The organism is Kitasatospora sp. NPDC096140, assembly GCF_040303045.1.
In the GTDB taxonomy this organism is placed as follows: Bacteria; Actinomycetota; Actinomycetes; order Streptomycetales; family Streptomycetaceae; genus Kitasatospora.
Genome location: NZ_JBEOUW010000018.1, coordinates 16,705 through 41,170 on the forward strand (window position 1 = coordinate 16,705; position 24,466 = coordinate 41,170).

Here is a 24,466-nt window from a genome sequence, read left to right on the forward strand (position 1 = left end):
TCGGACGAGCTTGGGGTGAACTCGTCGGTAACTTCCGCGCGAACGCCTGGTGGTGGCCGAGGAGCCGGAGATCCGGCCCCCGCCCTTCCGGACCTCCGGAGCTGCGGTCACACTGTCGCAGGCACGCACACCACGCACGACGCACCACGCACCACGCACCAAGCACCAAGCACCAAGCACCAAGCACCAAGCACCACCGGACGGGGGCTCCATGGCGGGGAAGAAGAAGAAGCAGAAGAGACCGCGCGCCGACGGGGTGGTCCCGCCCCCGAAGCGGGTCCGCAGGCTCCCGGCGCCGCAGTTGTCGCCACGGGCCGTCCGCCGGACGGCGTGGCTGGTCGGGGTGCTCACCCCGGTGCTGATGGTCGGTCTGCTGGCGATCGCCACCGACCCGGACTACCAGGTGCTCTGCGCGATCGCGGCGTTCCTGGTGCTCGCGGCGGGCATCACCGGCCTGGGGTTCGTCCGGCCCGGCAACTGGGTGCTCTGGCCGGCCGTCCTGGCGGGCGTGCTGCTGATGGTGCTTCCGACGGCGAGCCTCCGCGCCCAGATCCTGACCCACCGCGGGGTGGAGACCGAGGTGGTGGTCACCGGCGCCCACAGTTCGAAGGACCGCAGCGGGAGGGTCAGCTGGACCTGTGACATCCGCCGGGCCGACGGGCAGCCGCTGCCGCACGGCCAGGTCGGCGGCTTCGGCTGCTCGGGCCGGTCAGACGTCGGCAGCACCATGAACGTGCTGGTCGACCCGGAGGGTTGGGCCCCGCCGGCCCCGCTGGACGACGACCTCTCCATCCTCGGCGGCGGCGTCTACGTCACCGCCGTGCTCGCCGTCCTGTGGGGCCTGCTCACCCTGGCCGCGGCCCGCCGCACCCTCCGGGAGCCGGCCGCGGCCCGGCGGGGCCGCAGGTAGGGGCGCCAGCAGGAGCGGCAGGCCGCGGGCGAGGCCGTCCCCGCGGCCGCCGGGCGGGGTGCCGAACACCCTGCCCCGCAGGATCAGGGCGGCGTGGGGCCGGTCCAGCCGGTGGGCACGTGGCCGAGCCGGACCCGCTGCGGATGCCGGCCGACCGCGACCGAGGCGGTCTTGAGCCCGGTCGCGAAGTCGATCGCGGTGACCCGGTCCGCGCCGCTCTCGGAGATCAGGCAGGACTTCCCGTCGCCGCTCACCGTCGCCCAGTACGGCTTGGACGCGGGCACCAGCGGGCCCTCCTGGAGCGTGGCGCGGTCGACCACCGTCGCGTAGTCGTCCACGGTGCCGGCGACGCAGAGCCGGTCGCCCGACGGGCTCATCGACAGGCCGTGGTGGCGGGAGTCGTTGGGCCAGGTGGTGCGGTCCGTACCGGCGGCCGGGGCGGCCGGCAGGGTCTTCACCCGGGTGATCCGGTCGGCCGCCACGTCGTACTCGACGAAGCCGTTGAAGAACGACACCTGGAAGTAGAGCTTGGAGCCGTCCGGGGAGAAGACGGCGGGCCGGACGGCGTTGGACAACCCGCCGAGCCCGGCGTCGTCGAGGCGCTTGCGCATGTCGATCACCCGGATCGGCGCCAGGGTGGCCGCGTCGACGACGGTGATGTGCCGATCGCCCTTCGTCCAGTCCAGCCACGGTGCGTCCAGGGCGGTTTCGACGTTGCCGATGGACATGTTCCACAGCTGCCGGCCACCGTCGGTGAAGATGTTCTCGTGCGGCTTGTCCCCGGTGTGGAACGAGCCGAGCTCGGTGCCGGTGCGGACGTCCAGGACGTGGACGGTGTTCGCGGTGGAGGCGGAGACCGCCACCCGGGTGCCGTCCGGCGAGAGCGCCATGTGGTCGGCGCGGTAACCCGCCACCGGGAAGCGCCACCTGATCCGTCCGGTGGCGAGGTCGAGGGAGACGACGTCGGCGAAGCTGGGCCGGGAGACGACCACGGCGGTGCCGTCGGGCGTGCTGTACATGTCGTCGACGAACTGGTCGTGGCCCTCGCCGGGGCCGAGCCGGACACCGAGGAAGAAGGCGAGCTTCACCGGGTCGAGGTAGATCTCGGCGAGCCGCTGGTCCTTGTCGGGGATGACGTCGATCCGTCCGACCTTGCCGAGGCCGCCGGAGGACTCGATCACGTCGGCGGTGCCCTCCCAGTTGTTGCCGACGAACATCACCTCCCGCAGGGCCGGCGCCGCGCCGGGCGCGGCGCTGCTGCTGGTGGCGGCAGCCGGGACGAGCAGGCCGAGGGCGGCCGCGAGAGTGCAGAGGGATCGGACGCCGAGGCGGCGCCGGGGACCTGTCCGTGGCATCGTCGCTCCTTCACCGGGTGGCACGACGTCTTGGGAGACCGCCCCAGCGTCTTGTGAGACGGTCTGTCAGCTTGCGCCCTTCGACGGTAGGGAGGGACCGGGCCGCCTGGCAAGACACTCGCACCCCCCTGTTCCGGCCCGGAAGCACAGGCGTAGTGTGCGCCGGGTGAACGAACTGATCTTCCGGGGGAAAGACCTGTTCCGGCCCTCGTGGTCGAATCTCCTTCCGCTGCTCCTCGTCCTCGTGACCCAGTTGGTCCTCGGCGAGTCGAAACTCGGCTCCACCGGCACGCTCTGGCTGATCCTCGGCACCCTGGCCCTCTGCGTCCCGACCTTCGTCCTCAGCTGGCGCTCCTGGAGCCGGGTCGGCGCCGACGGCGTCACCGTCTGCTGGGGCCTCGGACGCGGCCGCACCTACCCGTGGCACGAGATCAAGTGGGTCGACGTACGGGAGACCAAGGCCAACGGCTCGGTGTCCAGCGCGGCACGGATCTTCATGACCAACGGACGCCGCCGCTCGCTGCCGGGCCTGGCGACCAGCCGGATCTACCCGGCCGCCGACTTCCAGACGAACGTCCAGCGGCTGGTGAACTGGTGGGAGTACAGCACCCACCCCACGCAGCGGGTGAAGCCGCCGAAGCAGTTCCGGGACCGGCTGACGCCCACCGTGCTGGGTGTCCTCGGCACGATCGTCATCGCCGCCGTCGCCTTCGCCATCGTCGCCCTGCAGCACTCGTAGGCGGTCCTGGCCGCCGCGGCGGCAGCCGCCACGCGAACCACGCGGCCCCGGCCCCCCATGCGGGGAGCCGGGGCCGGGGCGTGTTCAGCCCTCCCGGGGCGGGGTCACCGCTGCGCGGGGTAGCCCGGCTGGCCGCCGTAGGGCGGCTGCTGCGGGTAGGGCTGACCCTGCGGCGGGTACGGCTGCTGCTGCGGGTACGGCTGGCCCTGCGGCGGGTACGGCTGCGCCGGCGGGGCCGGGTACGGCTGCTGCTGCGGGTACGGCTGGCCCTGCGGCGGGTACGGCTGCGCCGGCGGAGCCGGGTACGGCTGCTGCTGCTGCGGGAACGGCTGGCCCTGCGGGGCCGCGTACGGCATGCCCTGCGGCGCGAGTTCGAACGGCTGCGAGGCAGCGTCGATCGACCCGGGCGGGAAGGCGGTGCTCAGCTGGTCCAGCTCGGCCCGCCAGTAGCGGTGGATGTTCAGCCGGGTCGGCTTGCCGCTGGTGGGCAGCTGCAGGTACATCGAGCTCCAGATCGAGGCCCGCTTGACCCGGCTGACCGGGAAGGCGTGCCGCGGGAAGACCGCGACGACGTCCCCGGGGCGGTTGGTCCAGCGGCTGGCCGAGTTGACCACGATCGAGCTGTTGGTGAGCGTCAGGAAGTAGAACTGACGGGTCAGTGCGACGATCAGGCCGAGCAGCGGCACCTCGTCGAAGACCGCGTTGAGCCACGGGCTGGGTCCGGTCTCCACGTGCACGCACGCGATGAAGGTCTCCCCCGGCGGCGCCACCTGCGAGAGCTTCTCGATGACCTGGGCCTTCTGCTTCGCCCGGCGAATTGCCATGCTTTCGGTACCTCATGCCCCGTCTGTCCGCCGACCTGCCCGGCGGGAAATCGGCTGAGGCTAACAAGGGGTGCCGGGGGCCTGAACACCCCTTCTCGGCAAAGGTTCTGCCATGGTTCGGCATGGTCCGGCCGGGCTCCGGATGCGCGCGACGGCGCGTGGCGCCTCGTGGCAGCTCGGCGCAGACCTCACGCAGGGCGGACCTATCCGGCCATCATGGACGTTTCCGGCCACATCGCTTAAAGTCTGCGCCAAATAATGGTGCGACGGCTTGCTGATAATGTGATCACATGTGTATGCGCTGTGGCGCTGCACGCCACAGGGGAGGGAAGGCCCGGTCGTCCGATCGGGCCCAGTCACACAGGAGTTGCACCATCAACACCGCCATCCGCAAGGCCGCCCGCGGTGCGATGCCCGTCGCCGTCACCGCTTCCGTCCTCGCCACCGGTCTCGCCGCCTGCGGCACCGTCGAGCAGCTCTCCGCCGCCCAGAAGGTCTCGAAGGCCTTCGACAAGGTCGGCGACGGCAAGTCAGCCGGCTTCAAGCTCTCCATCGACGCCACCCCCGAGCAGATCGTCGCCTTCGCCAAGGCCACCGGGGAGAAGGGCGCCGAGGGCGGCGGGATGGACGAGAAGAGCGCCAAGGCGATGTCCGGGCTCTCCATCGCCGTCGCGGTCTCCGCCGACAAGCCGCTCAAGGAGATCGAGGCGTTCAAGAACGCCAAGGGCTCGGCCGCCGACAAGGACCTGACGCTCGACAAGTCGGTGCGCATCTCCTACGTGATCGCCGACCGCAACGGCACCTCGCTGCTGGAGTACCGCCAGGTCGACGCCAAGGGCTACCTGCACGTCGACGCCAAGGGCCTGGTGAAGCTCGTCGGCGAGGACCCCTCCCAGGTGGACGCCGTCAGCAAGGACCTGCCGGCGGACATGGGCGCGGTCAAGGAGGTGCTGGCCGGCAAGTGGATCTCGCTCGACCTCCAGGAGCTCGCCGACGAGGCGAAGAAGAACGACGGCAAGAAGGCCACCCCGAGCGGTGCGCCGACCGCCGACCCGGAGGCCGCCAAGCAGCTCGTCAACTCGCTCAAGGACGTGCTCACCCGCACCGTCACGTACGAGGACAAGGGCAGCAAGGACGGCACCGAGCACATCTGGATGAGCGCCCCGGCCCGCCAGCTGGTGGACGAGATGTTCAAGGCCGTCAAGCCGGTCGCGGACAAGTTCCCGCAGCAGTTCAAGAAGTTCCCGAGCCAGGCCCCGAGCGACGTGCCGGACCGCAAGGTCGGTGTCGACCTCTACCTGAAGGACGGCGCCTTCTCCTCGGCCACCTTCGACTTCGCCCAGCTGGCCGACAAGATCGAGCCGGGCGTCAACTTCCCGGTGAAGCTGGCCTTCGACAAGTCCGCGCCGAACGTCCAGGCCCCGGGCGACGCGGTCAAGACGACCACCGAGGACCTGATGAAGGCGGTGCTCGGCCTCGCCGCCGGCGGCACCGGCCCGCGCCCCGGCGCCGGCCTCGACCCCGAGAACGGCCCGGCCACCGCCGTGGCGCCGCTGACCGACGCCCAGCTCAAGGAGCTCGCCAAGCTCGGCGTCCCGGAGACGCAGGCCCGCGCGTTCAACTCGCTCGGCATGAGCTTCGAGGACATCAAGGAGATCACCCAGCAGGGCTGATCCCACCCGTCTCGCGACACACGACCGGCCGACCGCACCCGCGGTCGGCCGGTCGTGTTCCCGGTACCGGGCCCTCGGGCCGGTCTTCGGACCCCTGCAGGCGGGGGTCCGAAGACCGGCCCTCAGAGCACCCGGGCGGGGCGCACGGCCGGCACTTCCACCCGGCCGGAGCGCAGATGGCTGCGGTGCCCGTCGGTGAACTCCAGCCGCAGACTGCCGTCCGCGGGGGCCGCCACGACGACGGCGCTCTCGACCGCGGCGTAGGACGACTCGCGGTACACCCACACCTGGTCCCCGACGTGGAACTCCGCCGTCTCCGAAACGATCACCGCACTCACCTCCCGGTCCGCTCGGGCCGCTCGGGCCGCTCATCGGGTAGTACGGGCGAGGCGGCCCCGGTGCTCAGGCGTGGGCGGCGACGGTCAGGCGGGCCGGGCTCAGGCGTGGGCGGCCACGCACTCGGGGTGGCCCCAGCCGGCACCCACCTTGGTGATCTTGTCGCCCTTGGCGTACGGGCGGCTGCACGGGCACGTCCCCGGGTAGCGGGCGGCCAGGGTGCGGGAGGTACCCGAGGAGGTGCGCTTCGCGGCGGTGCCGGCCGCGCCGGAACGGGTGCCGGTGCTGCGCGCCGTGCGGGGCTTCGAGGCGGCGGCCGGGTCGGGCTCGGGCAGGTCGGCGGCGGTGCCGGAGGCGCCCTGCTGGGTGCGGGCCGCGTCGCTGGCGGCCTTGTCGGCGACGGCGTTCAGCGGGTCGCCGTCCACCTGGTGCGCCGGCACGTACACGAAGGTGACGTCCCGGTCCTCCAGCAGCGCGTCGATCGCCTGGATCAGCTCCTGGTTGGCGACCGGCTTGCCGGCCGCCGTCTTCCAGCCGTTGCGCTTCCAGCCCTTCAGCCACTTGGTCACCGAGTCGCGGGTGTAGGTGCTGTCCAGCCGCACCTCCAGCGGAACGGCCGGGTCGGTCGCCGCCAGCAGCCGCTGCAACGCCGTCAGCTCGCCCACGTTGTTGGTGCTGTGCCCGAGCGCCCCGGACTCCCAGCGCTGGGGCGTCCCGGCGGCGTCCGCCACCACGTACGCCCAGCCCGCCGGGCCGGGGTTGCCCTTGGCTGCTCCGTCACACGCTGCAATGACTCGTTCGACCATGCCCCGATCATGCCTGGTCGGGCGGCCGGGAGCCAAAGCCGCTCGACGGGGCCGTCCCCGCTGCCGGGCCCCGGCGGCAGGGACGGCCCACCGATCCGGCCGGCCCCGCCGATCGCGCCGAGCCCACCGATCCGGCCGGGCCCGCCGATCCCGCTAGCCCAGGATCTCGGGCACGCCGGGGGTGAGCCAGTGCAGGCGGTCCGCCAGGCCCGCTGCGGCGAAGTGCGCGGTGGTCTCCTCACGCCCCTCGGTGAAGTGCTCCCACGAGGTGTAGTGCACCGGGACGACCCGGCGGGCACCGAGCGAGGCGGTCAGCGCCGCGGCCTGCGCCGCGTCCATGGTGATCAGCTCGCCGCCGCCGAAGGCCTGGATCCGGGCGGCCCCGAGGTGCAGCACGGCCGTGCCGATCGTGAACCGCCGCCCGACCTCGTCCAGTTCGGGGAAGTGGACGGTGTCGCCCGAGACGTAGAGGGCCTCCGGCTCGCCCGGCACCTCCACCACGAAGCCGGTCACCTCCCCGACCGGACCGTGCAGCCCGGGGGTACCGGTGACCCGCAGGGTCCGGCCGTCCACCGTCAGGTCGCGGGTCTGCCACGGTGCCAGGCCCAGCGCGCCGCCGCCGAGCCGGGCCGCGCCGCCGACCGTGGTCAGCACCGGGCGCCCGGAGAGCAGGGTCCGGCCGGTGGCGTCCAGGTTGTCGGGGTGCTCGTCGTGGCTGAGCAGCACGGCGTCCACCGGGGGCAGCTCGTGCGCGCCGATCGCCGGGCCTCCGGTGCTGCGCAGCACCACCGGGTCGTGGCGGTACTCGGCCGGGGCGGGGTCGAAGGCCGGGTCGGTGAGCAGCCGCAGGCCGCCGATCTCCATCAGGACGGTCGCGGTGCCGATGTGCGTGGCCGTGATCTTCACGGTGGTCGTTCTCCTTGGGATGGTCGTTCCATCGGGGTGGTCGGTGATCCGACAGTCGGTGATCCGTCAGTCGGTGGTCGTGAGGCCGAACCGGCGCCGGTAGTCGCCGGGGGTGGTGGAGAGGTGGTCCCGGAACACCCGGTGCAGCGTCTCGACCGAGCCGAAGCCGCACGCGCGGGCGATCCCCGGCAGCGGGCGGTCGGTGCGCTCCAGCAGCCGGCGGGCGGTCTCCAGGCGCAGTTCCTCGACGTACGCCCCGGGTGTGGTGCCGGTCTCGGAGCGGAAGACGCGGGCGAAGTGCCGTTCGCTCATGGCGAGTCGGGCGGCGAGCGCGGGTACCGAGAGGTCGGCATCCGGGTGCTCGCCGATCCAGCGGCGCAGCGTCCGCAGGTCCGCCCGGGCGCCCGGCCCGTGGGCCAGGGGGACACTGAACTGGCTCTGCCCGCCCGGGCGTTGCAGGTACATCACCATGATCCGGGCGATCTCCAGCGCGAGGTCGTCGCCGTGGTCGTCGGCGACCAGGGCGAGGGTGAGGTCCATCGAGGTGGTCAGGCCCGCACTGGTCCACAGCCGCCCGGAGCGGATGAACACCGGATCGGCGTCCACCTCGACGGCCGGGTGGTCCGCGGCCAGCCGGTCCGCGGTCGCCCAGTGGGTCGTCGCACGGTGACCGTCCAGCAGTCCGGCCGCCGCCGCGACGTGGGCGCCGGCGCACACCGAGGCGACCCGCCCGGCGCCGGGCCCGACCTCCCGCAACCAGGCCACCACCGCCGGGTCCACCCGCGGCACCGGCCCGTCCGGGCCCAGGTCCACCCGCCCCGGTACCAGCACCGTGTCCGGGCGCACCCGCTGCTCGGCGAGCGTCGCGGTCACGTGCAGCGGCACCCCCGAGAAGGTCTCCACCGGCCCGCACCGCTCGGCGCACACCCGCACGTCGTACCCGGGCCGCCCGGGCGGCAGCAGCCGTCCGGCCAGCGCCAGCACCTCGGCGGGCCCGGTCACGTCCAGCGCGTTCACCCCGGGGAAGACCGGGATCACGACCAGGTGCGGCAGGCGGAGTGCGTCGTCCATGGCCCCAGCCTCGCCCGGCAGCGGTGGTGGCGGCAATGACGGGACTCTGCAAGATCCGGCCATCCGGGACGGCCGCACCGCGTCGTACGGCCTACGTCCCCGGCCCGACGGTCCCTGCGACCACCGCCCGATGGACGGCCCGCCCGCCCGGCGCAGCAGGATGGACCGCATGTGGAGCAAGTGGATCGACTGCCGGGTCCGGGCCGGCGCCCGCGAGGCGTTCGCCGCCGGCCAGCGCCGCTGGTCGGCGATCTCCGACCAGCCCGGCCTCGTCGGGCAGGGCGGCGGCTGGGCGCCGGACGGCGACCGGGCCCTCCTGCTCGCCCTGTGGACGGACGAGCCCGCCTACACCCGGTTCATGCGCGAGCGCCACGACCTCGTCGCCGACGAGGCGGCGCAGCACGGCAGTTGGACGGACCTGCGGATCGCCGCCGGCCCGGTCGTCCGCGCCCTGCCCGGCGCGGCCGCCTCCCCGGCCGACGCCCTCGCCCGCGCCACCGTGCTGCGCGCCGCCGACTGCCGGCTCCGCCCCGGCCGCGCCGCGCACTTTCTGGACGTCCAGGACCGGGTCTGGACGCCGGGCATGGCGGCGGCCGAGGGCATGCTGGCGGGGGCCGTCACCCGCCTCGCCGCCGACCGGTTCCTCGTCACCACCCTCTGGTCCACCGCCGCGGCCCACGGCGCCTACGCCGCGCACCGCCTCCCGGCCCTCCTCGCCCGCGCCGACGTCCCGTCCGACATCCACGCCCTCACCGGGCACCTGGTCCCGCTCGAACCGGCGTGGCTGGTGCGAGGCCAACCGGGTCCGTCCTGACCTGGGTCAGGGGGCGCGCCCAGCGGACGCACTCAGCGGGCGCACTGCGCCAGGCGGGCCCGGCAGGTGTCGAGCGCCTCCGCGACGGTCCCGCGCCCGTCGCCGTCCGCCGGGTCGAGGAGCTCCCCGGCGGTCACCAGCGCCGCCCAGAACTCCTGCGGCCGACCACGACCGGTCCGGGGGCCGAAGCGTACGAGCGTGAGGAAGGCGCTCACCGTCTCGCCGCGGACGAACCGGCGGGACAGACCGGCGCCGTGGCCGCTGCCGATGCCGCCCATCGCCCCCAGGGCCGCCCGCAGGTGCTCCGTGACGGCCTGCGCCCGCTCGTCGAGTTCCTCGGGGACGTCGAACGCGCCGATCCTCTCCAGGAGGAAGTGGCCCGGTGGCAGCACGGCGGCGGCTCGGCGGGGCCCGGGGTGGACGGTCGGACGTGCGGGCGATCGGGCCCGGTACGGTGCCTGCTGACGGAGTGTCGGGTATGCGGAGGGCGCGATGACGGGTCAGGGTTCCCAGGGGCGGGGCGGGCGCGGGCGGAGCTTCGAGGTGCGGGCGATCGGGCGGGTGGAGTCGCCGCTGGTGGAGCGGGCGCAGGCGCCCCGGCAGGGGGACGAGGGCGGGCCGGACGCGTGGGTGGTGTTCGACGCGTCGGTGGAGCGGGCGCTGCGGGACCTCGCGGTCGGGCAGGACGTGCTGCTGCTGACCTGGCTGGACCGGGCCGACCGGGAGGTGCTGGCCGTGCACCCGCGCGGCGAGCGCGACCGGCCGGAGACCGGGGTGTTCGCCACCCGCTCGCCGGACCGGCCGAACCCGATCGGCCTGCACCGGGTCACCGTCCTGGCCGTGGAGGGCCCGCGCCTGCGGGTCAGTGACCTGGAGGCGATCGACGGCACCCCGGTGCTGGACGTGAAGCCGGTCCTGCCGGGCAGCTCCGAGCGGTAGCGGGCCGGCGGACCGGCGGCCCCGGGGAGTCGGTGCGTGACTCAGGCGGGCCAGCGCAGGACCGCGCCGAGGCCGCCGGGCGGGCCGGCGAGGGCGTCCGGGACGAGCAGGGCCTCGGCGTCGCAGGCCGCGCCGGCGCGCAGCAGGGCGTCGGCGGCGGGGGCCTGTGCCGGGTGGGCGACGCCCATGCCGCGCAGTTCGGCGCGGTGGACGCCGATGTGCTCGGGCTCGGGGCCGGTCCACACCGGGCGGTCCGGGTCGTGGCCGCTCGACTGGAGGAGCAGCGCGGCGAGTTGGTGCTGCCGGGCCGCGCTGATCACCGCGGGGATGCCCTGGGCGGCCGGTCCGGGCGCGGTCTCGGTGCCGGCGCCGTCGGTGCCGTGCTCGCCGGGGCGGCCGAGGGCTGTGCGGAAGGTGTCCAGCACCTCGGTCAGGTGCCGGGCGCGGTGGTCGTTCCAGGCTGCGGCGAGGCGCCGGTCGAAGGACTCGCGGGCACTTCCGTCGGCCCGGCCGCCGCCGTCCAGTTCGACGGTCAGGGACTGCAGGTGCCCGGGCAGCTTCGCGGCCACGGCCCGGCGTTCGCGGATGTCGCCGGTGAGGACGAGCAGGTGGGCGCCGCTCTGCGGCCAGGTGCGGGCGAGGTGGTCGGCGATGATCCCGGCGGTGCGGTCCCAGGTGTCCTCGACGCGGTGCCGGTAGTGCCACTCGTGGCGGTCGGCGGGCGGGGCGCGGTGCCCCCGGCCCTGCCACTGCGGGGCCTCGACCGTGCCGGCCGGTGTGCCGCGGCCGAGTCGGTAGCGTTCCAGCGCGGCGCCGGTGCGGTCGACGGCGGCGACCAGGCAGGCGGGTACGGCGTCGTCGAGGAGGCCGACCAACGGGCCGGTGTGCGGGAGCGGGGCCCAGGTGGCGGTGACGTCGGGCGGGGAGGCGGCGAGCGGGACGTCCAGGGCCACCTCGCCGTCCGCCGCGAACAGCGCCCGTCCGGGCGGGGAGCCCGCGGTGGGCTCGGCGGCCAGGTGGTCGCGGACGGCCGCGCAGGTGCGTTCGTCGGTGCCGGCGTCGGCCAGCCGGCTGACGGCGGCGCGGTCGATCAGTGCCCGGCGCCGGGCGGCGTCCTCGGTGGCGCGGTCGGTGTCGAGGTAGACGGTGGCCCAGGGGCCGGGTCGGTCGAGCAGCGGGGTGAGGAACGCGAGGTCCATGGTGGCCTCCCGTGGTCGATGGGCTTGTTGCCCCCGAGGGTGAGCTTGTTCGCGGGCGGGAGTCGCGGTCGCCGTGCCGTGGCGGCTCATCCGGGCACCTACCCGTCCGCGGTGGTCGGACACGCTACGGCGGCACCCGCAGCTCGCACCAGACCGTCTTGCCCGGTCCCAGGGGCCGCCAGCCCCAGCGTAGGCTGAGCCGCTCCACCAGGTGCAGTCCGAGGCCGCCCGATCCGTTGTCGGTGTACGGCGCCCGGGGCACCGGCGCGCGGCGGCTCGGGTCGCTGACCTCGATCCGCAGCGCCCCGTCGCCCCGGACGAGCAGCAGCGCGCCGGGGCCGGCGGTGTGCCGCTGGGCGTTGCCGACCAGTTCGGAGACCAGCAGCACGGCGTCGCGGACCAGTTCCCGGTCGGTCACGTCGGCCAGGAAGCGGGCGGTGACGGCGCGTGCTTCGGCCGCCGCTCCGGGCCGCTCCGCGAGCGGCAGCCGGACCGCCTTCGCGGCCCGGAGGACGGACGGCGCCCGGACCCCCGACATGCGATCACTCCTCCTCCGTACCGGTGGGACGGACGGTGCTCAGGGTCCGAACAGGTGCCGCATCCAGCCTCCCGATCGTGCCGGTTCCTCCCGGCCGCCCTGTTCGGCGGCCTGCTCCTCCGGGGGCGCGACCTCCTCGTCGCTGCCCCGAGCCCCGCTGCCCCGAACGTCGCTGCCCCGAACGCCGCTGCCCGGCGCGTCGGTGACCGGCGCAGTGGAGACCGGTGCGGTGGAGACCGGTGCGGTGGAGACCGGCGGGTCGGTGGCCCTGCCGTCCTGGGCGGGTGTGTCGTCAACGGGTCGTTCGTAGCCCGGCTCGTAGCCCGGCGCGGCGCGCTCCGCCGGTGCGGACCGCCGTACCGGCTCCACGGGTTCGGCCTCCCGGTAGCCCGCCCGGTGCCGCGCCGACCGTGCCGCGCCGACCGGGCGCGCGGTCCGCCGCCGGGACGACCACATCAGGGCGAGGCCGAGGCAGAAGAGCAGCGCGAGGGCCACACCGGCGAGGAAGACGCCCAGGGTGTTCAGCCGTACGAGGTCGGTGCCGAGGATCGTCACCTGGTATTCGGGCCCGCCGGAGAGGTTGTCCGCGATCAGCAGCCCGACGAACGCGCCGGACGCCGCCATCAGCAGGAGTCCCAGCAGCAACATGGGGGATCCGTCCTTTCCGTGCCGTTCTCCTCCCCCGACGGGTCGCGCCTACCCGGGTCGCGCGGTCCGTAACGGCCGCGGCCCGTAACGGCCGCGGCCCGGTCCCGTCGCACCGGACGGTTCCGTCGCACCGGGCGATCCCGTCCGACCGGACGGTCCGGCTACTCGGTTCCCACCGGACGGTTCCGCTACTCGGTCTGGACGGCGATCAGGCAGGTGTCGTCGTCGGTGTCCGCGGGGCTGAGTTCGAGCAGCCGGTCCAGGTACTGCTCTAGGTCCGGGCCGGGGGCGCCGGCCGCGCGGATCAGCTGCTCGACCGACTCCTCGACCGGCCGGTCCCGGCGCTCGACCAGGCCGTCGGTGTAGAGCAGCAGGACGTCCCCGGGGTCGAGCCGGGCGGTGCGCTCCTCGTACTCCGCGTCGTCCAGCGCGCCGAGCAGCACCCCGTGGGGCAGCGGCAGCACCTGGGCGCCGGCCGCGCCGAGCCGGATCGGCGGCAGGTGACCGGCCCGGGCCCAGCGCAGTTCGCCGCCGCCCGGGTCGAGCAGCACGCAGACGGCGGTCGCGGTGACCTGCCCGGGTTCGCGCAGGGCGACGGTGTTGGCCCACTCCAGCAGCCGGGCCGGGCCGGCGCCGGTCACCGCGAGGCCGCGCAGGGCGTGGCGCAGTGCGACCATCCCGGTGGCGGCCCCGACGCCGTGCCCGGCGACGTCGCCGACCGCGAGCAGCACCCGCTTGTCGGGCAGCGGCAGCACGTCGTACCAGTCCCCGCCGACCCGGTCGCGCTGGGCGGCGGGGCGGTAGCGGACGGCGGCGTGCACCCCGGTGACGCCGAGCGGGGGCGGCGCGGCGGGCAGGATCGCCTGCTGGAGCCGGAGCGCCAACTGCTCGCGTTCGGCGGACTCCTGCTCGCTGTCGGCGAGCCGCTCCCGGGTGGCGCCGAGCGCGACCTCCGTCCAGTGCTGGGCGGACACGTCGTGGTAGGCGCCGCGGACCGCGGTCAGCTGCCCGAGGTCGTCCAGGACGGGCTCGGCGATGACCCGGGTGAAGCGGTGGGTGCCGTCCGGCCGGTCGAGGCGGACGACCGCCGAGGCGGTGCGGTGGCGGTGCCGGACGGTGTCCAGCAGGCGTCGGATCGCGGGCCCGTCGTCCGGGTGGGCGTGCCCGGCGAGCCGGGCCAGCGGCACGGGGTCCGCGTCCGGCGGCAGCCCGTAGAGCTCGTGCAGGCCCTCGCTCCAGCGGATCCGGCCCTCGCCCGGCCGTTCCTCGAACCCGGCCACCCGGGCGAGCCGCTGGGCCTGGCGCAGCAGCGCGGTCCGCTCGTCCTCCGCGGCCCCTGCGTCGTCGAGCTGCCAGCTCGCCAGGAGCCGGTCGCCGAGCGGGGCGACGGCGAGCAGGACGGCGGTGGGGACGGCCTCGGGGGTGGCGGCCCCGGTGGCCCGGAAGGCGAGCCGGACCTGCTCGGCCGCCTGCGGAGTGCCCGTCTCGTGGGCCCTGACCAGGCGTTCGAGCAGGCCTGCGGCGACGGCGACCGGGTAGGTCTCCAGCAGCGAGGCGCCCTCCAGCGTGTCCCGGGGGCGGCCGAGCGGGTCGCGGAACCGGGCGTTGACCCGCCGGATGGTGAAGTCGACGGCCCGGCCGTCCCGGACGACGGGCTCCAGCAGCACGGCCGGGGTGAGCAGCCCGTCCAGGAGGACGTCGGTCTCCTCGGGTGTCACGGGTGCGCGGGGCGGGCCGAGCAGGGTCGCGCAGAGGTCGGCGAGCGCGCACAGCCGGCGGCGCTCGGGCCGGCCCAGGTCCGGGGCCGGCCCGGGCCACACCAGCTCCAGTGCGCCCCGGCGGCGGCCCCGGTCGAGCAGCGGGAGGACGGCCCGGGCGGAGCCGGTGCCCACCGAGGGCGCGTCGGTGCCCGGCTCGCCCGGCCACAGCTCCGCGCCGTCGGCGACGACCCGCTGCGCGGGGGTGGGCACGCCGGGCGGCACCCGGTCCCAGGCGGTGGCCTCGTCGGCGGACAGCCCGGCGTGCGCGGCGAGGGCGAGCGCGCCGCCGGGCAGCCGCAGCCAGACGGCCGCGGCGCGGGCGCCGAGGGCCGCTCCGGTCTGGTCCAGCACGGCCTCGACGGCGCGCTGCAGGTCGGCGGTGGCGGCGAGCGCGGGGGCGACGGGCGGCCCGGTGTCGGGCAGTCCGGTGGCCGGGGCGCCGGTGTCGGGCGGCCCCGCTCCGAGGGCGCCGAAGTCCGCTCTGTCCGGCTCCGGCAGTCCCGCGATGTCCGCCGCCAGCGCGACGGCCGGCACTCCGGCGTCCCGGGCCAGCCGGGCGAGGTGCACGGCGGCCTCGGCGCACGGCAGGCCGAGCCGTTCGGCCAGGATGCCGGTGGCGAGGTCGACGGCGGTCCTGGCCCGGGCCTCGGCGTGGATGCGCACGGCGGTCCCCTGGAGCCGCCGGACCGCCTCGGCCAGGGCCCGGGCGGTGGGGTCCGTGGGCTCCGGCCCGGTGGTCATGACGGGTCCGGTCGGCTGGTGGTCATGACGCGTCCAGCCAGTCCCGCATCCGGTCGAACAGCCGGGCGGTGTCCACCGGCTTGGTGACGTGGTCGTCGGCGCCCGCCGCCAGGCTGCGGTCCCGGTCGCCGGGCATCGCCTTGGCCGTGACGGTGACGACCGGCAGCCGGTCGAAGCGGGGGTCGGCGCGGATCGCCTCGATGGCGGCGTAACCGTCCAGGCCGGGCATCATGACGTCCATCAGGACGAGGTCGGTCTCGGGGTGGGCGCGCAGCAGGTCGAGCCCGGCGCGGCCGTCGTCGGCGTGCCGGACGATCAGCCCGTGCTGTTCCAGGGCGGCGGTGAGCGCGAAGACGTTGCGGATGTCGTCGTCGACGATCAGGACGGTCCGCCCGGCGAGCGGGTCGTCCTCGGGCACGGATGCCGGGCCGGACGTGGGGACGGGCGCCGGGCCGGACGCGGCCGCCGATCCGGGTGCCTCCCCGGCCCGCCGGCCCGCACCGCCGCCGTCACCGCGGCCCTCTGCTCCGTCCTCGCCGCCGTCGCCGCCGGGCCCGAGCAGTCCGATCACCCGCTCCCGGAGGTCGTCCAGCCCCGAGGCGCGCTCCACGCCCGCGGGCGTGTCGCCGTCGCCCCCGTACCCGAGCACGGGCGTGCCCGCCGCCACGGTGGCGGCGAGGGCGGGCGCGAGGTCCCCGGAGCGGGCGAGGTCGAGCAGGACGCACCGATAGGGCCCGTCCGCCAGGGCCGCCCGCAGCGCCGTCTCGTCCCCGGCGCCGTCCACCCGCGCGTGCTGCGCCGTCCCGCCCGGTTCGGCCGCGGCGGAGCGGGCGAGCTGGGAGAGCAGGGCCGGCGGGTCTGGCTCGACCACCAGGACGCGCGGTGCGGTCCGCGGGTCGTCGCCGGGCCGCCGCGCGGGGCCGGCGAGCGGCAGGTAGAGGGTGAAGCGGCTGCCCTGCCCGGCGGTGGACCGGACGGTGATGGTGCCGCCGAGCAGCCGGGCGAGTTCCCGGCTGATGGACAGCCCGAGGCCGGTGCCGCCGTAGCGCCGCGCGGTGGAGCCGTCGGCCTGCTGGAAGGCGCCGAAGATGGTGTCGAGGTGGGCCGGTTCGATGCCGATCCCGGTGTCCTCGACGTGGAAGGCCACCGCCTCCCTGGTCCGGCCGAGTTCGGGCGGCAGGTCCGCCCCCACGACGTGTTCGATCCGCAGTTCGACCCGGCCCTCGTCGGTGAACTTGACGGCGTTGGAGAGCAGGTTGCGCAGCACCTGGCGCAGCCGGGCCTGGTCGGTGACGACCCGCTCCGGTACGGACCGGTCGACGGTCACCTCGAAGCTGAGGCCCTTCTGGTCGGCGAGCGGCCGGAAGCCGGACTCGACGTACTCCAGCAGTTCGCGCAGCGCGAAGGGTTCGGGCGTCAGCTCCATCTTCCCGGCCTCCACCTTGGACAGGTCGAGGATGTCGTTGATGAGCTGGAGCAGGTCGGTGCCGGCCGAGTGGATCACGCCCGCGTACTCGACCTGTTTGCTGGTGAGGTTGCCGCCCGCGTTCTCGGCGAGCAGCTGGGCGAGGATGAGCAGGCTGTTGAGCGGGGTGCGCAGCTCGTGGCTCATGTTGGCCAGGAACTCGGACTTGTACAGCGAGGCCCGGGTCAACTCCCTGGCGCGTTCCTCCAGTTCCTGGCGGGCCTGCTCGATCTCCAGGTTCTTCGCCTCGATGTCCCGGTTGCGCTGGGCCAGCAGGGCGGCCTTCTCCTCCAACTCGGCGTTGGAGCGCCGCAGTTCTTCCTGCCCGTCCTGCAACTCCTCGGACCGGGCCTGGAGTTCCGCGGTGAGACGCTGGGACTCGCCGAGCAGTTCGTCGGTGCGGGCGTTGGCGAGCAGGGTGCCGATGTTGACGCCGCAGGCCTCGGCGAACTGGTCCAGGAAGTCCCGGTGGACCTGGGTGAAGGGGTGGACGGACGCGAACTCCATGACGCCGATGAGCCATTCCTCCAGCGCGATCGGCAGCACGACCACCGAGCGGGTGTCACCGGCGCCCGTGCCCGAGGTGACGGCGGCGTAGCCGGGCGGCAGGTCGTCCAGCACGACGGTGCGCCGGCTGCGGGCGGCCTGGCCGACCAGGGACTCCCCCATCCGCAGCCGTCGCTCCTCCCCGGCCGGGCGGCCGTAGGCGCTGATCAGCACCAGTTCGGGGCCGGCCCCGCCCTCCTCGGCGAGGAAGAACGCGCCGTACTGGGCGCCGACCAGCGGGGTCAGCTCGTCGGTGATCATCTCGGCGACGGAGCGGATGTCCCGGCGGGCCTGGATGGCGGCGGAGAAACGGGCCAGGTTGCTCGTCAGCCAGTCCTGTTCCTGGTTGGCGAGGGTGGTCTCGCGCAGCGAGCCGACCATGGCGTTGATGTTGTCCTTGAGGTCGGCGACCTCGCCGGAGGCGTCCACGCTGATCGAGCGGGTCAGGTCGCCGGACGCGACGGCGCCGGTGACCTCGGCGATCGCCCGGACCTGCCGGGTCAGGTTCCCGGCCAGCTCGTTGACGTTCTCGGTGAGCCGTTTCCAGGTGCCGGAGACGCCCTCCACCCGGGCCTGGCCGCCGAGCCGGCCCTCGCTGCCGACCTCCCGGGCCACCCTGGTCACCTCGGCGGCGAAGTCGGAGAGCTGGTCGACCATGGTGTTGACGGTGGTCTTCAGCTCCAGGATCTCGCCGCGCGCGTCCACGTCGATCTTGCGGGTGAGGTCGCCCTCGGCGACGGCGGTGGTGACCGAGGCGATGTTGCGGACCTGGCTGGTCAGGTTGTGCGCCATGAAGTTGACGCTGTCGGTGAGGTCCTTCCACGTCCCGGCGACGTTGGGCACCCGGGCCTGCCCGCCCAGGGTGCCCTCGGTGCCGACCTCGCGGGCCACCCGGGTGACCTCGTCGGCGAACACGGACAGGGTGTCCACCATGGTGTTGATCGCGTCGGCGAGCGCCGCGACCTCGCCCTTGGACTCGACGGTGATCTTCCGGGACAGGTCGCCGCGCGCCACGGCGGTCGCCACCTCGGACATCGAGCGGACCTGACCGGTCAGGTTGGAGGCCATCACGTTGACGTTGTCGGTGAGGTCCTTCCAGGTGCCGGAGACGCCCCGCACGGTGGCCTGGCCACCCAGGTTCCCGGCGGTGCCAACCTCGCGGGCCACCCTGGTCACCTCGTCGGCGAACGAGGACAGCTGGTCGACCATCGTGTTGATGGTCTCCTTCAGGTCCAGGATCTCCCCGCGCGCGTCGACCCGGATCTTCTGGGTGAGGTCGCCCTCGGCGACGGCGGTGGTGACCGAGGCGATGGCGCGGACCTGGGCGGTGAGGTTGTCGGCCATGACGTTGACGGACTCGGTCAGCGCCTTCCAGGTGCCGGAGACGTCCCGGACGTCCGCCTGGCCGCCGAGCCGGCCCTCGGTGCCGACCTCCCGGGCCACCCTGGTCACCTCGGCGGCGAACGAGGACAGCTGGTCGACCATCGTGTTGATGGTCGTCTTGAGTTCGAGGATCTCGCCGCGCGCGGCGACCGAGATCTTCTGGGTGAGGTCGCCGTCGGCCACGGCCGTCGCGACCTGGGCGATGTTGCGCACCTGCCAGGTCAGGTTGCCCGCCATCGCGTTCACCGAGTCGGTCAGGTCGCGCCACGTCCCCGCGACGCCCGGCACCTGCGCCTGGCCGCCGAGCCGGCCCTCGGTGCCGACCTCCCGGGCCACCCTGGTCACCTCGGCGGCGAATGAGGACAGCGTGTCCACCATGGTGTTGACGGTGTTCTTCAGCTCCAGGATCTCGCCGCGCGCGTCGACCTCGATCTTCTGGGTGAGGTCGCCGCGGGCCACCGCCGTGGTCACCTGGGCGATGTTGCGCACCTGCCAGGTCAGATTGCCCGCCATCGCGTTCACCGAGTCGGTCAGCTCCAGCCAGGTCCCGGTCGCGTCCGGCACCTGCGCCTGGCCGCCGAGCCGCCCGTCGGTGCCGACCTCCCGGGCCACCCTGGTCACCTCGGAGGTCACCCGGGCCAGCTGGTCGGCCATCCCGTTGAAGACCTCGGCGATCTCGCCGAGCACCCCCGGCCGGCCGGGGGCGAGCCGGGTGCGGAAGTCCCCGTCGCGCACGGCCGTCAGCCCGGCGAGCAGCCCGCGCAGCGCCTGCTCGGCCGAGTCGGCCGCGGGGCCGCCGGGTACGGGGTGCTCGTCCATCCGTCCCACCGTCCGGATTCACCGCTCACGCGGATCCGTCACTCGCGCGGATCCGTCACTCTCGCGGGTCCATCGGCCGCGCGGATCCGTCACTCGCACGGCCCGGTGCACCGTCCGGGCACCCCGGAGCCGCGGGCGGCCGGTCCGCCGCCCTGCTCCCACTCTGCCACCGCGGGCCCGGCGGCGGCGGTCGGGCGGGCCGAGGTCCGGCGGCGGTCCGGCGGGCCGAGGTCCGGCGTCAGTCCGGCACGGTCTCGCGGATCGGGAAGGCATCGGTGGCCCCGGTGAGTTCGAGCATGCGCAGGATCAGCGGCCGGGGCCGGGCCAGTTCGGTCCGGCTGCCCGCGACGGCGGCCCGGGCCCGGGCCCGGAGCAGGGCGTTGAGCCCGGTGGAGTCGCAGAACTCCAGCCCGGCGCAGTCGATCACGAGTACGCCGGGGCGCCCGGCGAGGGTCCGGTCGACGGCCGTCCGCAGGTCGGCGACCGCGTCGAGGTCCAGCTCGCCGTACAGGGCGAGCACGGTGCCCCGGGCCCACGGCCGGGCGTCGACGGTGAGCCCCCCGGCCCGCTCGGCCGCCTGATCGGCGGACTGCTGCGGGCGCTGTGTCATGGCCGCAGGCTCCTCTCGCTCCGTCCGGGCCGTGCGCCGACGGGAGCCCGGTGCTCTTCCCGCCCTCCGGTGCCCCTCTACAGCGCGGCTGTCCCGTACGGGCGGCCGGAAACGCCCCGGGAGGAAGAAAAACGCACGCGCGGGCCGACGCAGCCGGCGGAAGTCGGTCCTCGCGGCCTCGGTCCCGGCCGTCGGCCCGGCCGTCGTGTCCCGGCCTCGGTCCCGCCCTCAGTCCCGGCCGTCGGCCCGGGAGTCGGCCGGCGGGGCCGGCACCTCCAGCCAGACCAGTTTCCCGTCGTCCTCGGGCTGCGAGCCCCACGCCAGGGAGAGCCGGTCCACCACCCGCAGGCCGTGACCGCCGGGCCGGCTCGGGTCGGCGTACGGACGCAGCCTCGGCAGCACCGGGCTGGCGTCCGCGACCTCGACCCGCAGCCGGGCGCCGTCCCACCGCAGCCGCAGCTCGCGCGGGCCGCCGGGCGCGTGCAGACAGGCGTTGGTGACCAGCTCGGAGACCATCAACAGGACGTCCTCCACGACCAGCCGCCGCTCCTCGTCGACGGTCGGCAGCCAGTGCCAGGACAGCAGCGCCTGCCGGCTGAACTCCCGGCTGCGCTGCACCGCGCCGGCGCTGCCCGCGAGCGTCAGCCGCCTGGTCTGCTCCGGGCCGGGCGGCCGGCCGGTGCCGGGGTGGTCCACGGCCCGCCCCCTCAGGCCGGGCCGGACGAGGCAGGGCCGGACGGGGCATCGCCGGCGGAACCGGGCGGCCCGGAGGCTTCGAGCGCCGTGCCGAGGTCGGGGTGGATCCGCAGCACGCCGTTGGCACCGGTGATCGCGAACAGTCGCGCCACGACGGGGCTCGGGCCGGCCACTTCCAGCCGGAACCCGGCCGCCTCCGCGTCCAGGCGTGCCCGGAGCAGGACGTTCAGCCCGGTCGAGTCGCAGAAGCGCAGGTCCGCGAGGTCGACCACGATCCGCTCGACGCCGGGCACCGACGGCCGGGCGAGTGCGGCGCGCAGCCCGTCCGCCGTGTCGTGGTCCAGTTCCCCGGCGGCGGTGACGATCCGCACCGGGCCCCGGTCCAGCACCTCGACGCGAAGACCGCCGGACTCGTTGTGCCCGGTCGGCTCGCAGGGTTCCTCGGATGGCCGTGGCATGGCTCGCTCCCGGTCCGTTCGGAACGGCGTGGCACCGTCGTGACCATCATCGCGCGCACCGTACCGCGCCGCGCGCAGCGCCGTGCCCGTCCCCGTCCCCGGCCCCGGCCGCCCCGGAACCACGGCGGCGGGCGGCGTCGTCCGTCGGTCGTCCACAGTCGGCGTCTGCCCCGGCCCGGGCGGCGCAATCGCGGCGCCGGGGCGGCGCGGGCCCGGGGCGTCACGGGGCATCACGTCCGTCCAGGGTCCCGGCCCGGCCCGGCTCGGCCCGGACGGCGCGGAAGCCGGGACGGAGCCCCGAGAAGGGTTCACCGCCGCCCCGCCGGCCTGGCAGGATCTCTCCCCATGACACCGAGCGAGCCCCCTCCTGCCGGCCCCCGTGGCTCCCGCGGCCGGCGTGTCCGGGGCAAGGACGACCCGCCGTGGCCGCGGCGCCCGCTGCTGACGGCCCTGTGGATCCCGGCCGCCGCCGTCCTGCTGCCGCTCGGCGGGGCACTCGGCGCCTTCGGCCCGTGGCTTCTGGTGCCCTCGCTGGTACTGGTCATCACCGCACTGATCGGCCTGCTCCACACCCTGTTCGCCCTCTGCCGGTCCGGTCCGCTGCGGATCGCGGCGATGACGCTGGTGCTCGCCCCGGTGCTCGGCGTGCCGCTGCTGAGCATGCACACCGCGCAGGCCACCGTGCTCGGGATGCGCGGCGTCGCCCACCAGGGCACGGTCACCGGGGTGCGGGTCAGCCACGGCAAGACGACCACCTACCGGTGCGCCGTGCGCTACGAGGACGACCCGGGGCGCGGCGGCTCGGTGGAGTGCGGCGCCGGGGACGCCGTGGGCGAGCACGTCGGCGTCACCGAGGACCCGGGCGGCCTGGTCGATCCCGAGTTCACCGCCGCCGCGACCGGCGGCCGCGCCGACCTCCTCCTGGTGGGCTTCTCCGACGCCGCCCTGCTCGTCGTCGCCGGCACGGCGGCCGGTCTCGGCGCCGCGCTCCACCTCGCCCGCACCCGCGGCACCCGCCGCCCGCCGGAGCCCCTGCAGCCGCCGTATCCGCCGACGCCACCGACGCCGCAGAATCCGGTTGCCCGTTGAGCCGGGCACGGACCATCCTCGCTCCATGGAACCCCTGCAACCCCTGGAATCCCCGGTGCCCCTGGCCGAGCCGGCGCCGCCGGAGTCCCCGCAGCCGGTCATCGACCTCGGCGGGCTGACGCTGCGCCGGTTCGCCGGCGAGGCCGATCTGGACGAGTACGCCGCCGTCATCGAGGAGTCGCTGGAACACCTGCGGCCGTGGATGCCGTGGGTCGCCGGGCACAGCCGCACCACGGCCGCCGAGTACCTGGCCACGCGGGCGGAGCGCTGGGCGAGCGGCGCCGACTTCGCCTACGCGGTCGTGCTGGACGGCGCCGTCGTCGGCGCGTGCGGGCTGTACCGGCGCGACGACTCCCCGGCCGACGTCCGGGAGATCGGCTACTGGCTGCACCCCGCCGCGACCGGGCGCGGGCTGGCCACCCGGGCCGCGGCGGCCCTGGTGGAGCAGGCCTTCCGCCTCCCCGGGGTGGAGCACGTCGACATCGTGCACGACGCGGCGAACCGCACCAGCGGCGCCGTCCCGGCCCGCCTCGGCTTCACCGTCCTCGTGCGCCGCCCCTGCGAGGCGGTCGCTCCTGCCGAGAGCGGCGAGGAGCAGGTGTGGCGGCTCTCCCGCCCGCGGGGCGCCGCGAACGCCGGGCGGTGACCCCGGCGGGTGACCCCGGCGGTCCGCCGCAGGGAGGGAACGGACGGACCGCCGGGTGCGCCCGGCCGGACGGGACGATCCGGCGGCGCCGGGAACGGACGCGGCGGAGGCCGTGCCTCCGCGCGGAGCGCCCCTTGTCGAACTCCGCATCCCCGCCGCGGACCCTCACCCGCGGCTTCGTGCGTCCGTTCCCGTACCTGGGAGACCGCAGCGGGCCGCGCCGATAACACTTTCTCCGGATCGGTCCGCCCGGCACCGGCCTGACGACCGGCCAGGGCGCCGGAAGGCTTCACCGGAAGGCGGCACCGGACCTCCGAACGGCGGACGTGCAGGCTCGGCCGCCCGCGCGCGGCTCCGCCGACACCCGGCCAGGAAGCTTGTACCGAACTGTCCGTTTCCTGATACTTCCGGTCAGCGCCTGTCAGGGGCAGATCATCCGTCGTGCTTCCGGACAGCACGCCGGAGTCCGCCCACCGTCTGACCGCGCCTCACGGCCCCCGGACCCCGGAGGGGCCCCACTCCCAGGAGGAGATCGGTGAGGACCAAGCGCGGGACCCCCCGCCCCGGCACCACACGACGCCGCACCCGCCTGATCGCCGTCGCCCTCGGCCTGCTGACCGCCACCGCGGTCGCCGTGCCGAGCGCCGCGGCCGCCCCCACCCCCCAACCCGAACAGCTCGCCGCCATCAGCGACGCCGTCCTGAACGCCGAGGTCAACGGCACCGCGTGGTACGTCGACGAGGCCGCCGGACGCGTCGTGGTGACCGCCGACAGCACCGTGTCCACGGAAGCGCTCGACCGGATCACCCAGGCCGCCGGCGCCGACGCCACCGTCCTCACCGTCCGCCGCGTCCCCGGCACCCTCCGCCCGCTGGTCTCGGCCGGCGACGCGATCTACGGCGGCCAGTACCGCTGCTCGCTGGGCTTCAACGTGATGAGCGGCAGCACCTACTACTTCCTCACCGCCGGGCACTGCGGGAACGTCGCCTCGCAGTGGTACACCAACGCCTCCCACACCACGCTGATCGGACCGACCGTCAACTCGGTCTTCCCCGGTCACGACTACGCGCTGGTCCGCTACGACAACTCCGCCCTGAGCCACCCCGGCGGCTTCACCTCCGCGCCGAACGCGGTCGTCGGCGAGGCGGTCAAGCGCACCGGCTCGACCACCGGCACGCACAGCGGAAGGGTCACCGGGCTCAACGCCACCGTGCGCTACAGCGACGGCAGCATCGTGCGCGGCCTGATCCAGACCAACGTCTGCGCCGAGCCGGGCGACTCGGGCGGCCCGCTCTTCGACGGCGCCAAGGCGCTCGGCCTCACCTCCGGCGGCAGTGGCAACTGCACCGTGGGCGGGACGACCTTCTTCCAGCCGGCGAACGCGGCGCTGGCCGCGTACGGGGTGCACGTGTACTGACCCCCGCCCCGGCCCTCCGGGCCCGGCCGTCGGCCCGCTGCATCCGCGCAGCGGGCCGACGGCCGTTCCGGGCGGGCG

General features: G+C 75.1%; 23 protein-coding genes. 8 read left to right on the plus strand and 15 right to left on the minus strand.

Features of this window, described 5'->3' with window-relative positions:
• Nucleotides 1-211: 211 nt before the first annotated feature.
• Nucleotides 212-910, plus strand: coding sequence for a hypothetical protein (locus ABT048_RS20030; protein ID WP_350522760.1), 699 nt, complete (start codon nucleotides 212-214; stop codon nucleotides 908-910).
• 83 nt (nucleotides 911-993) lie between these two features.
• Here the strand turns inward: ABT048_RS20030 and ABT048_RS20035 are convergent, their stop codons facing one another.
• The gene (locus ABT048_RS20035; protein ID WP_350522761.1) at nucleotides 994-2,265 is read right to left on the minus strand and encodes a YncE family protein; all 1,272 of its coding nucleotides are present in this window, start codon (nucleotides 2,263-2,265) and stop codon (nucleotides 994-996) included.
• A gap of 166 nt (nucleotides 2,266-2,431) precedes the next feature.
• On the opposite strand from ABT048_RS20035, the gene ABT048_RS20040 reads away from it, so the two are divergent.
• A complete protein-coding gene (locus tag ABT048_RS20040) occupies nucleotides 2,432-3,004 on the plus strand; it encodes a hypothetical protein (RefSeq protein ID WP_350522762.1) in 573 nt (190 codons plus the stop codon).
• Nucleotides 3,005-3,108: 104 nt separating this feature from the next.
• On the opposite strand, the gene ABT048_RS20045 is transcribed toward ABT048_RS20040, so the two are convergent.
• Entirely contained in the window at nucleotides 3,109-3,828 is a 720-nt protein-coding gene (locus ABT048_RS20045; protein ID WP_350522763.1) for a hypothetical protein, read from the minus strand.
• 410 nt (nucleotides 3,829-4,238) lie between these two features.
• On the opposite strand from ABT048_RS20045, the gene ABT048_RS20050 reads away from it, so the two are divergent.
• Nucleotides 4,239-5,501, plus strand: coding sequence for a hypothetical protein (locus ABT048_RS20050; protein WP_350522764.1), 1,263 nt, complete (start codon nucleotides 4,239-4,241; stop codon nucleotides 5,499-5,501).
• Nucleotides 5,502-5,623: 122 nt separating this feature from the next.
• Here the strand turns inward: ABT048_RS20050 and ABT048_RS20055 are convergent, their stop codons facing one another.
• The 4 genes from ABT048_RS20055 to ABT048_RS20070 form a co-directional block, all read right to left on the minus strand.
• Nucleotides 5,624-5,830 (minus strand): hypothetical protein, encoded by a 207-nt coding sequence (locus ABT048_RS20055; RefSeq protein ID WP_350522765.1) that lies wholly within the window; start codon nucleotides 5,828-5,830, stop codon nucleotides 5,624-5,626.
• Between the two features lie 108 nt (nucleotides 5,831-5,938).
• The gene (locus ABT048_RS20060; protein ID WP_350522766.1) at nucleotides 5,939-6,643 is read right to left on the minus strand and encodes a ribonuclease H family protein; all 705 of its coding nucleotides are present in this window, start codon (nucleotides 6,641-6,643) and stop codon (nucleotides 5,939-5,941) included.
• Nucleotides 6,644-6,796: 153 nt separating this feature from the next.
• Complete coding sequence (locus ABT048_RS20065; RefSeq protein WP_350522767.1) at nucleotides 6,797-7,549, minus strand: MBL fold metallo-hydrolase; 753 nt, start codon at nucleotides 7,547-7,549, stop codon at nucleotides 6,797-6,799.
• A gap of 66 nt (nucleotides 7,550-7,615) precedes the next feature.
• The gene (locus tag ABT048_RS20070) at nucleotides 7,616-8,620 is read right to left on the minus strand and encodes a GlxA family transcriptional regulator (RefSeq protein WP_350522768.1); all 1,005 of its coding nucleotides are present in this window, start codon (nucleotides 8,618-8,620) and stop codon (nucleotides 7,616-7,618) included.
• A gap of 169 nt (nucleotides 8,621-8,789) precedes the next feature.
• Here ABT048_RS20070 and ABT048_RS20075 point away from each other — a divergent pair, with 169 nt between their 5' ends.
• A complete protein-coding gene (locus ABT048_RS20075) occupies nucleotides 8,790-9,434 on the plus strand; it encodes a DUF4937 domain-containing protein (protein WP_350522769.1) in 645 nt (214 codons plus the stop codon).
• Nucleotides 9,435-9,466: 32 nt separating this feature from the next.
• On the opposite strand, the gene ABT048_RS20080 is transcribed toward ABT048_RS20075, so the two are convergent.
• Complete coding sequence (locus ABT048_RS20080) at nucleotides 9,467-9,826, minus strand: hypothetical protein (RefSeq protein WP_350522770.1); 360 nt, start codon at nucleotides 9,824-9,826, stop codon at nucleotides 9,467-9,469.
• Between the two features lie 100 nt (nucleotides 9,827-9,926).
• On the opposite strand from ABT048_RS20080, the gene tsaA reads away from it, so the two are divergent.
• Nucleotides 9,927-10,373 carry a tRNA (N6-threonylcarbamoyladenosine(37)-N6)-methyltransferase TrmO gene (gene tsaA, locus ABT048_RS20085; protein ID WP_350522771.1) on the plus strand — a complete coding sequence of 149 codons (447 nt, stop codon included), beginning with the start codon at nucleotides 9,927-9,929 and terminating at the stop codon, nucleotides 10,371-10,373.
• 41 nt (nucleotides 10,374-10,414) lie between these two features.
• On the opposite strand, the gene ABT048_RS20090 is transcribed toward tsaA, so the two are convergent.
• The 8 genes from ABT048_RS20090 to ABT048_RS20125 all read right to left on the minus strand — a co-directional run bounded on the left by ABT048_RS20090 (nucleotide 10,415) and on the right by ABT048_RS20125 (nucleotide 21,236).
• Nucleotides 10,415-11,572 (minus strand): baeRF2 domain-containing protein, encoded by a 1,158-nt coding sequence (locus ABT048_RS20090; RefSeq protein WP_350522772.1) that lies wholly within the window; start codon nucleotides 11,570-11,572, stop codon nucleotides 10,415-10,417.
• Nucleotides 11,573-11,696: 124 nt separating this feature from the next.
• Nucleotides 11,697-12,110 (minus strand): ATP-binding protein, encoded by a 414-nt coding sequence (locus ABT048_RS20095; protein ID WP_350522773.1) that lies wholly within the window; start codon nucleotides 12,108-12,110, stop codon nucleotides 11,697-11,699.
• Between the two features lie 39 nt (nucleotides 12,111-12,149).
• The gene (locus ABT048_RS20100) at nucleotides 12,150-12,758 is read right to left on the minus strand and encodes a hypothetical protein (RefSeq protein WP_350522774.1); all 609 of its coding nucleotides are present in this window, start codon (nucleotides 12,756-12,758) and stop codon (nucleotides 12,150-12,152) included.
• Nucleotides 12,759-12,946: 188 nt separating this feature from the next.
• Entirely contained in the window at nucleotides 12,947-15,259 is a 2,313-nt protein-coding gene (locus ABT048_RS20105; protein ID WP_350522775.1) for a SpoIIE family protein phosphatase, read from the minus strand.
• Nucleotides 15,260-15,281: 22 nt separating this feature from the next.
• Nucleotides 15,282-19,472: a HAMP domain-containing protein gene (locus tag ABT048_RS20110; protein ID WP_350522776.1), complete on the minus strand. Its 4,191-nt coding sequence runs from the start codon at nucleotides 19,470-19,472 to the stop codon at nucleotides 15,282-15,284.
• Between the two features lie 238 nt (nucleotides 19,473-19,710).
• Nucleotides 19,711-20,082, minus strand: a complete 372-nt coding sequence (locus tag ABT048_RS20115; protein WP_350522777.1) for an STAS domain-containing protein — start codon at nucleotides 20,080-20,082, stop codon at nucleotides 19,711-19,713.
• 228 nt (nucleotides 20,083-20,310) lie between these two features.
• A complete protein-coding gene (locus tag ABT048_RS20120; RefSeq protein ID WP_350522778.1) occupies nucleotides 20,311-20,778 on the minus strand; it encodes an ATP-binding protein in 468 nt (155 codons plus the stop codon).
• 11 nt (nucleotides 20,779-20,789) lie between these two features.
• The gene (locus tag ABT048_RS20125; protein WP_350522779.1) at nucleotides 20,790-21,236 is read right to left on the minus strand and encodes an STAS domain-containing protein; all 447 of its coding nucleotides are present in this window, start codon (nucleotides 21,234-21,236) and stop codon (nucleotides 20,790-20,792) included.
• A 345-nt stretch (nucleotides 21,237-21,581) separates the two neighbouring features.
• Here ABT048_RS20125 and ABT048_RS20130 point away from each other — a divergent pair, with 345 nt between their 5' ends.
• The 3 genes from ABT048_RS20130 to ABT048_RS20140 all read left to right on the plus strand — a co-directional run bounded on the left by ABT048_RS20130 (nucleotide 21,582) and on the right by ABT048_RS20140 (nucleotide 24,388).
• Nucleotides 21,582-22,325, plus strand: coding sequence for a hypothetical protein (locus tag ABT048_RS20130; RefSeq protein ID WP_350522780.1), 744 nt, complete (start codon nucleotides 21,582-21,584; stop codon nucleotides 22,323-22,325).
• Between the two features lie 25 nt (nucleotides 22,326-22,350).
• Complete coding sequence (locus ABT048_RS20135; protein ID WP_350522781.1) at nucleotides 22,351-22,971, plus strand: GNAT family N-acetyltransferase; 621 nt, start codon at nucleotides 22,351-22,353, stop codon at nucleotides 22,969-22,971.
• Nucleotides 22,972-23,506: 535 nt separating this feature from the next.
• Nucleotides 23,507-24,388: a S1 family peptidase gene (locus tag ABT048_RS20140; protein WP_350522782.1), complete on the plus strand. Its 882-nt coding sequence runs from the start codon at nucleotides 23,507-23,509 to the stop codon at nucleotides 24,386-24,388.
• Nucleotides 24,389-24,466: the final 78 nt, after the last annotated feature.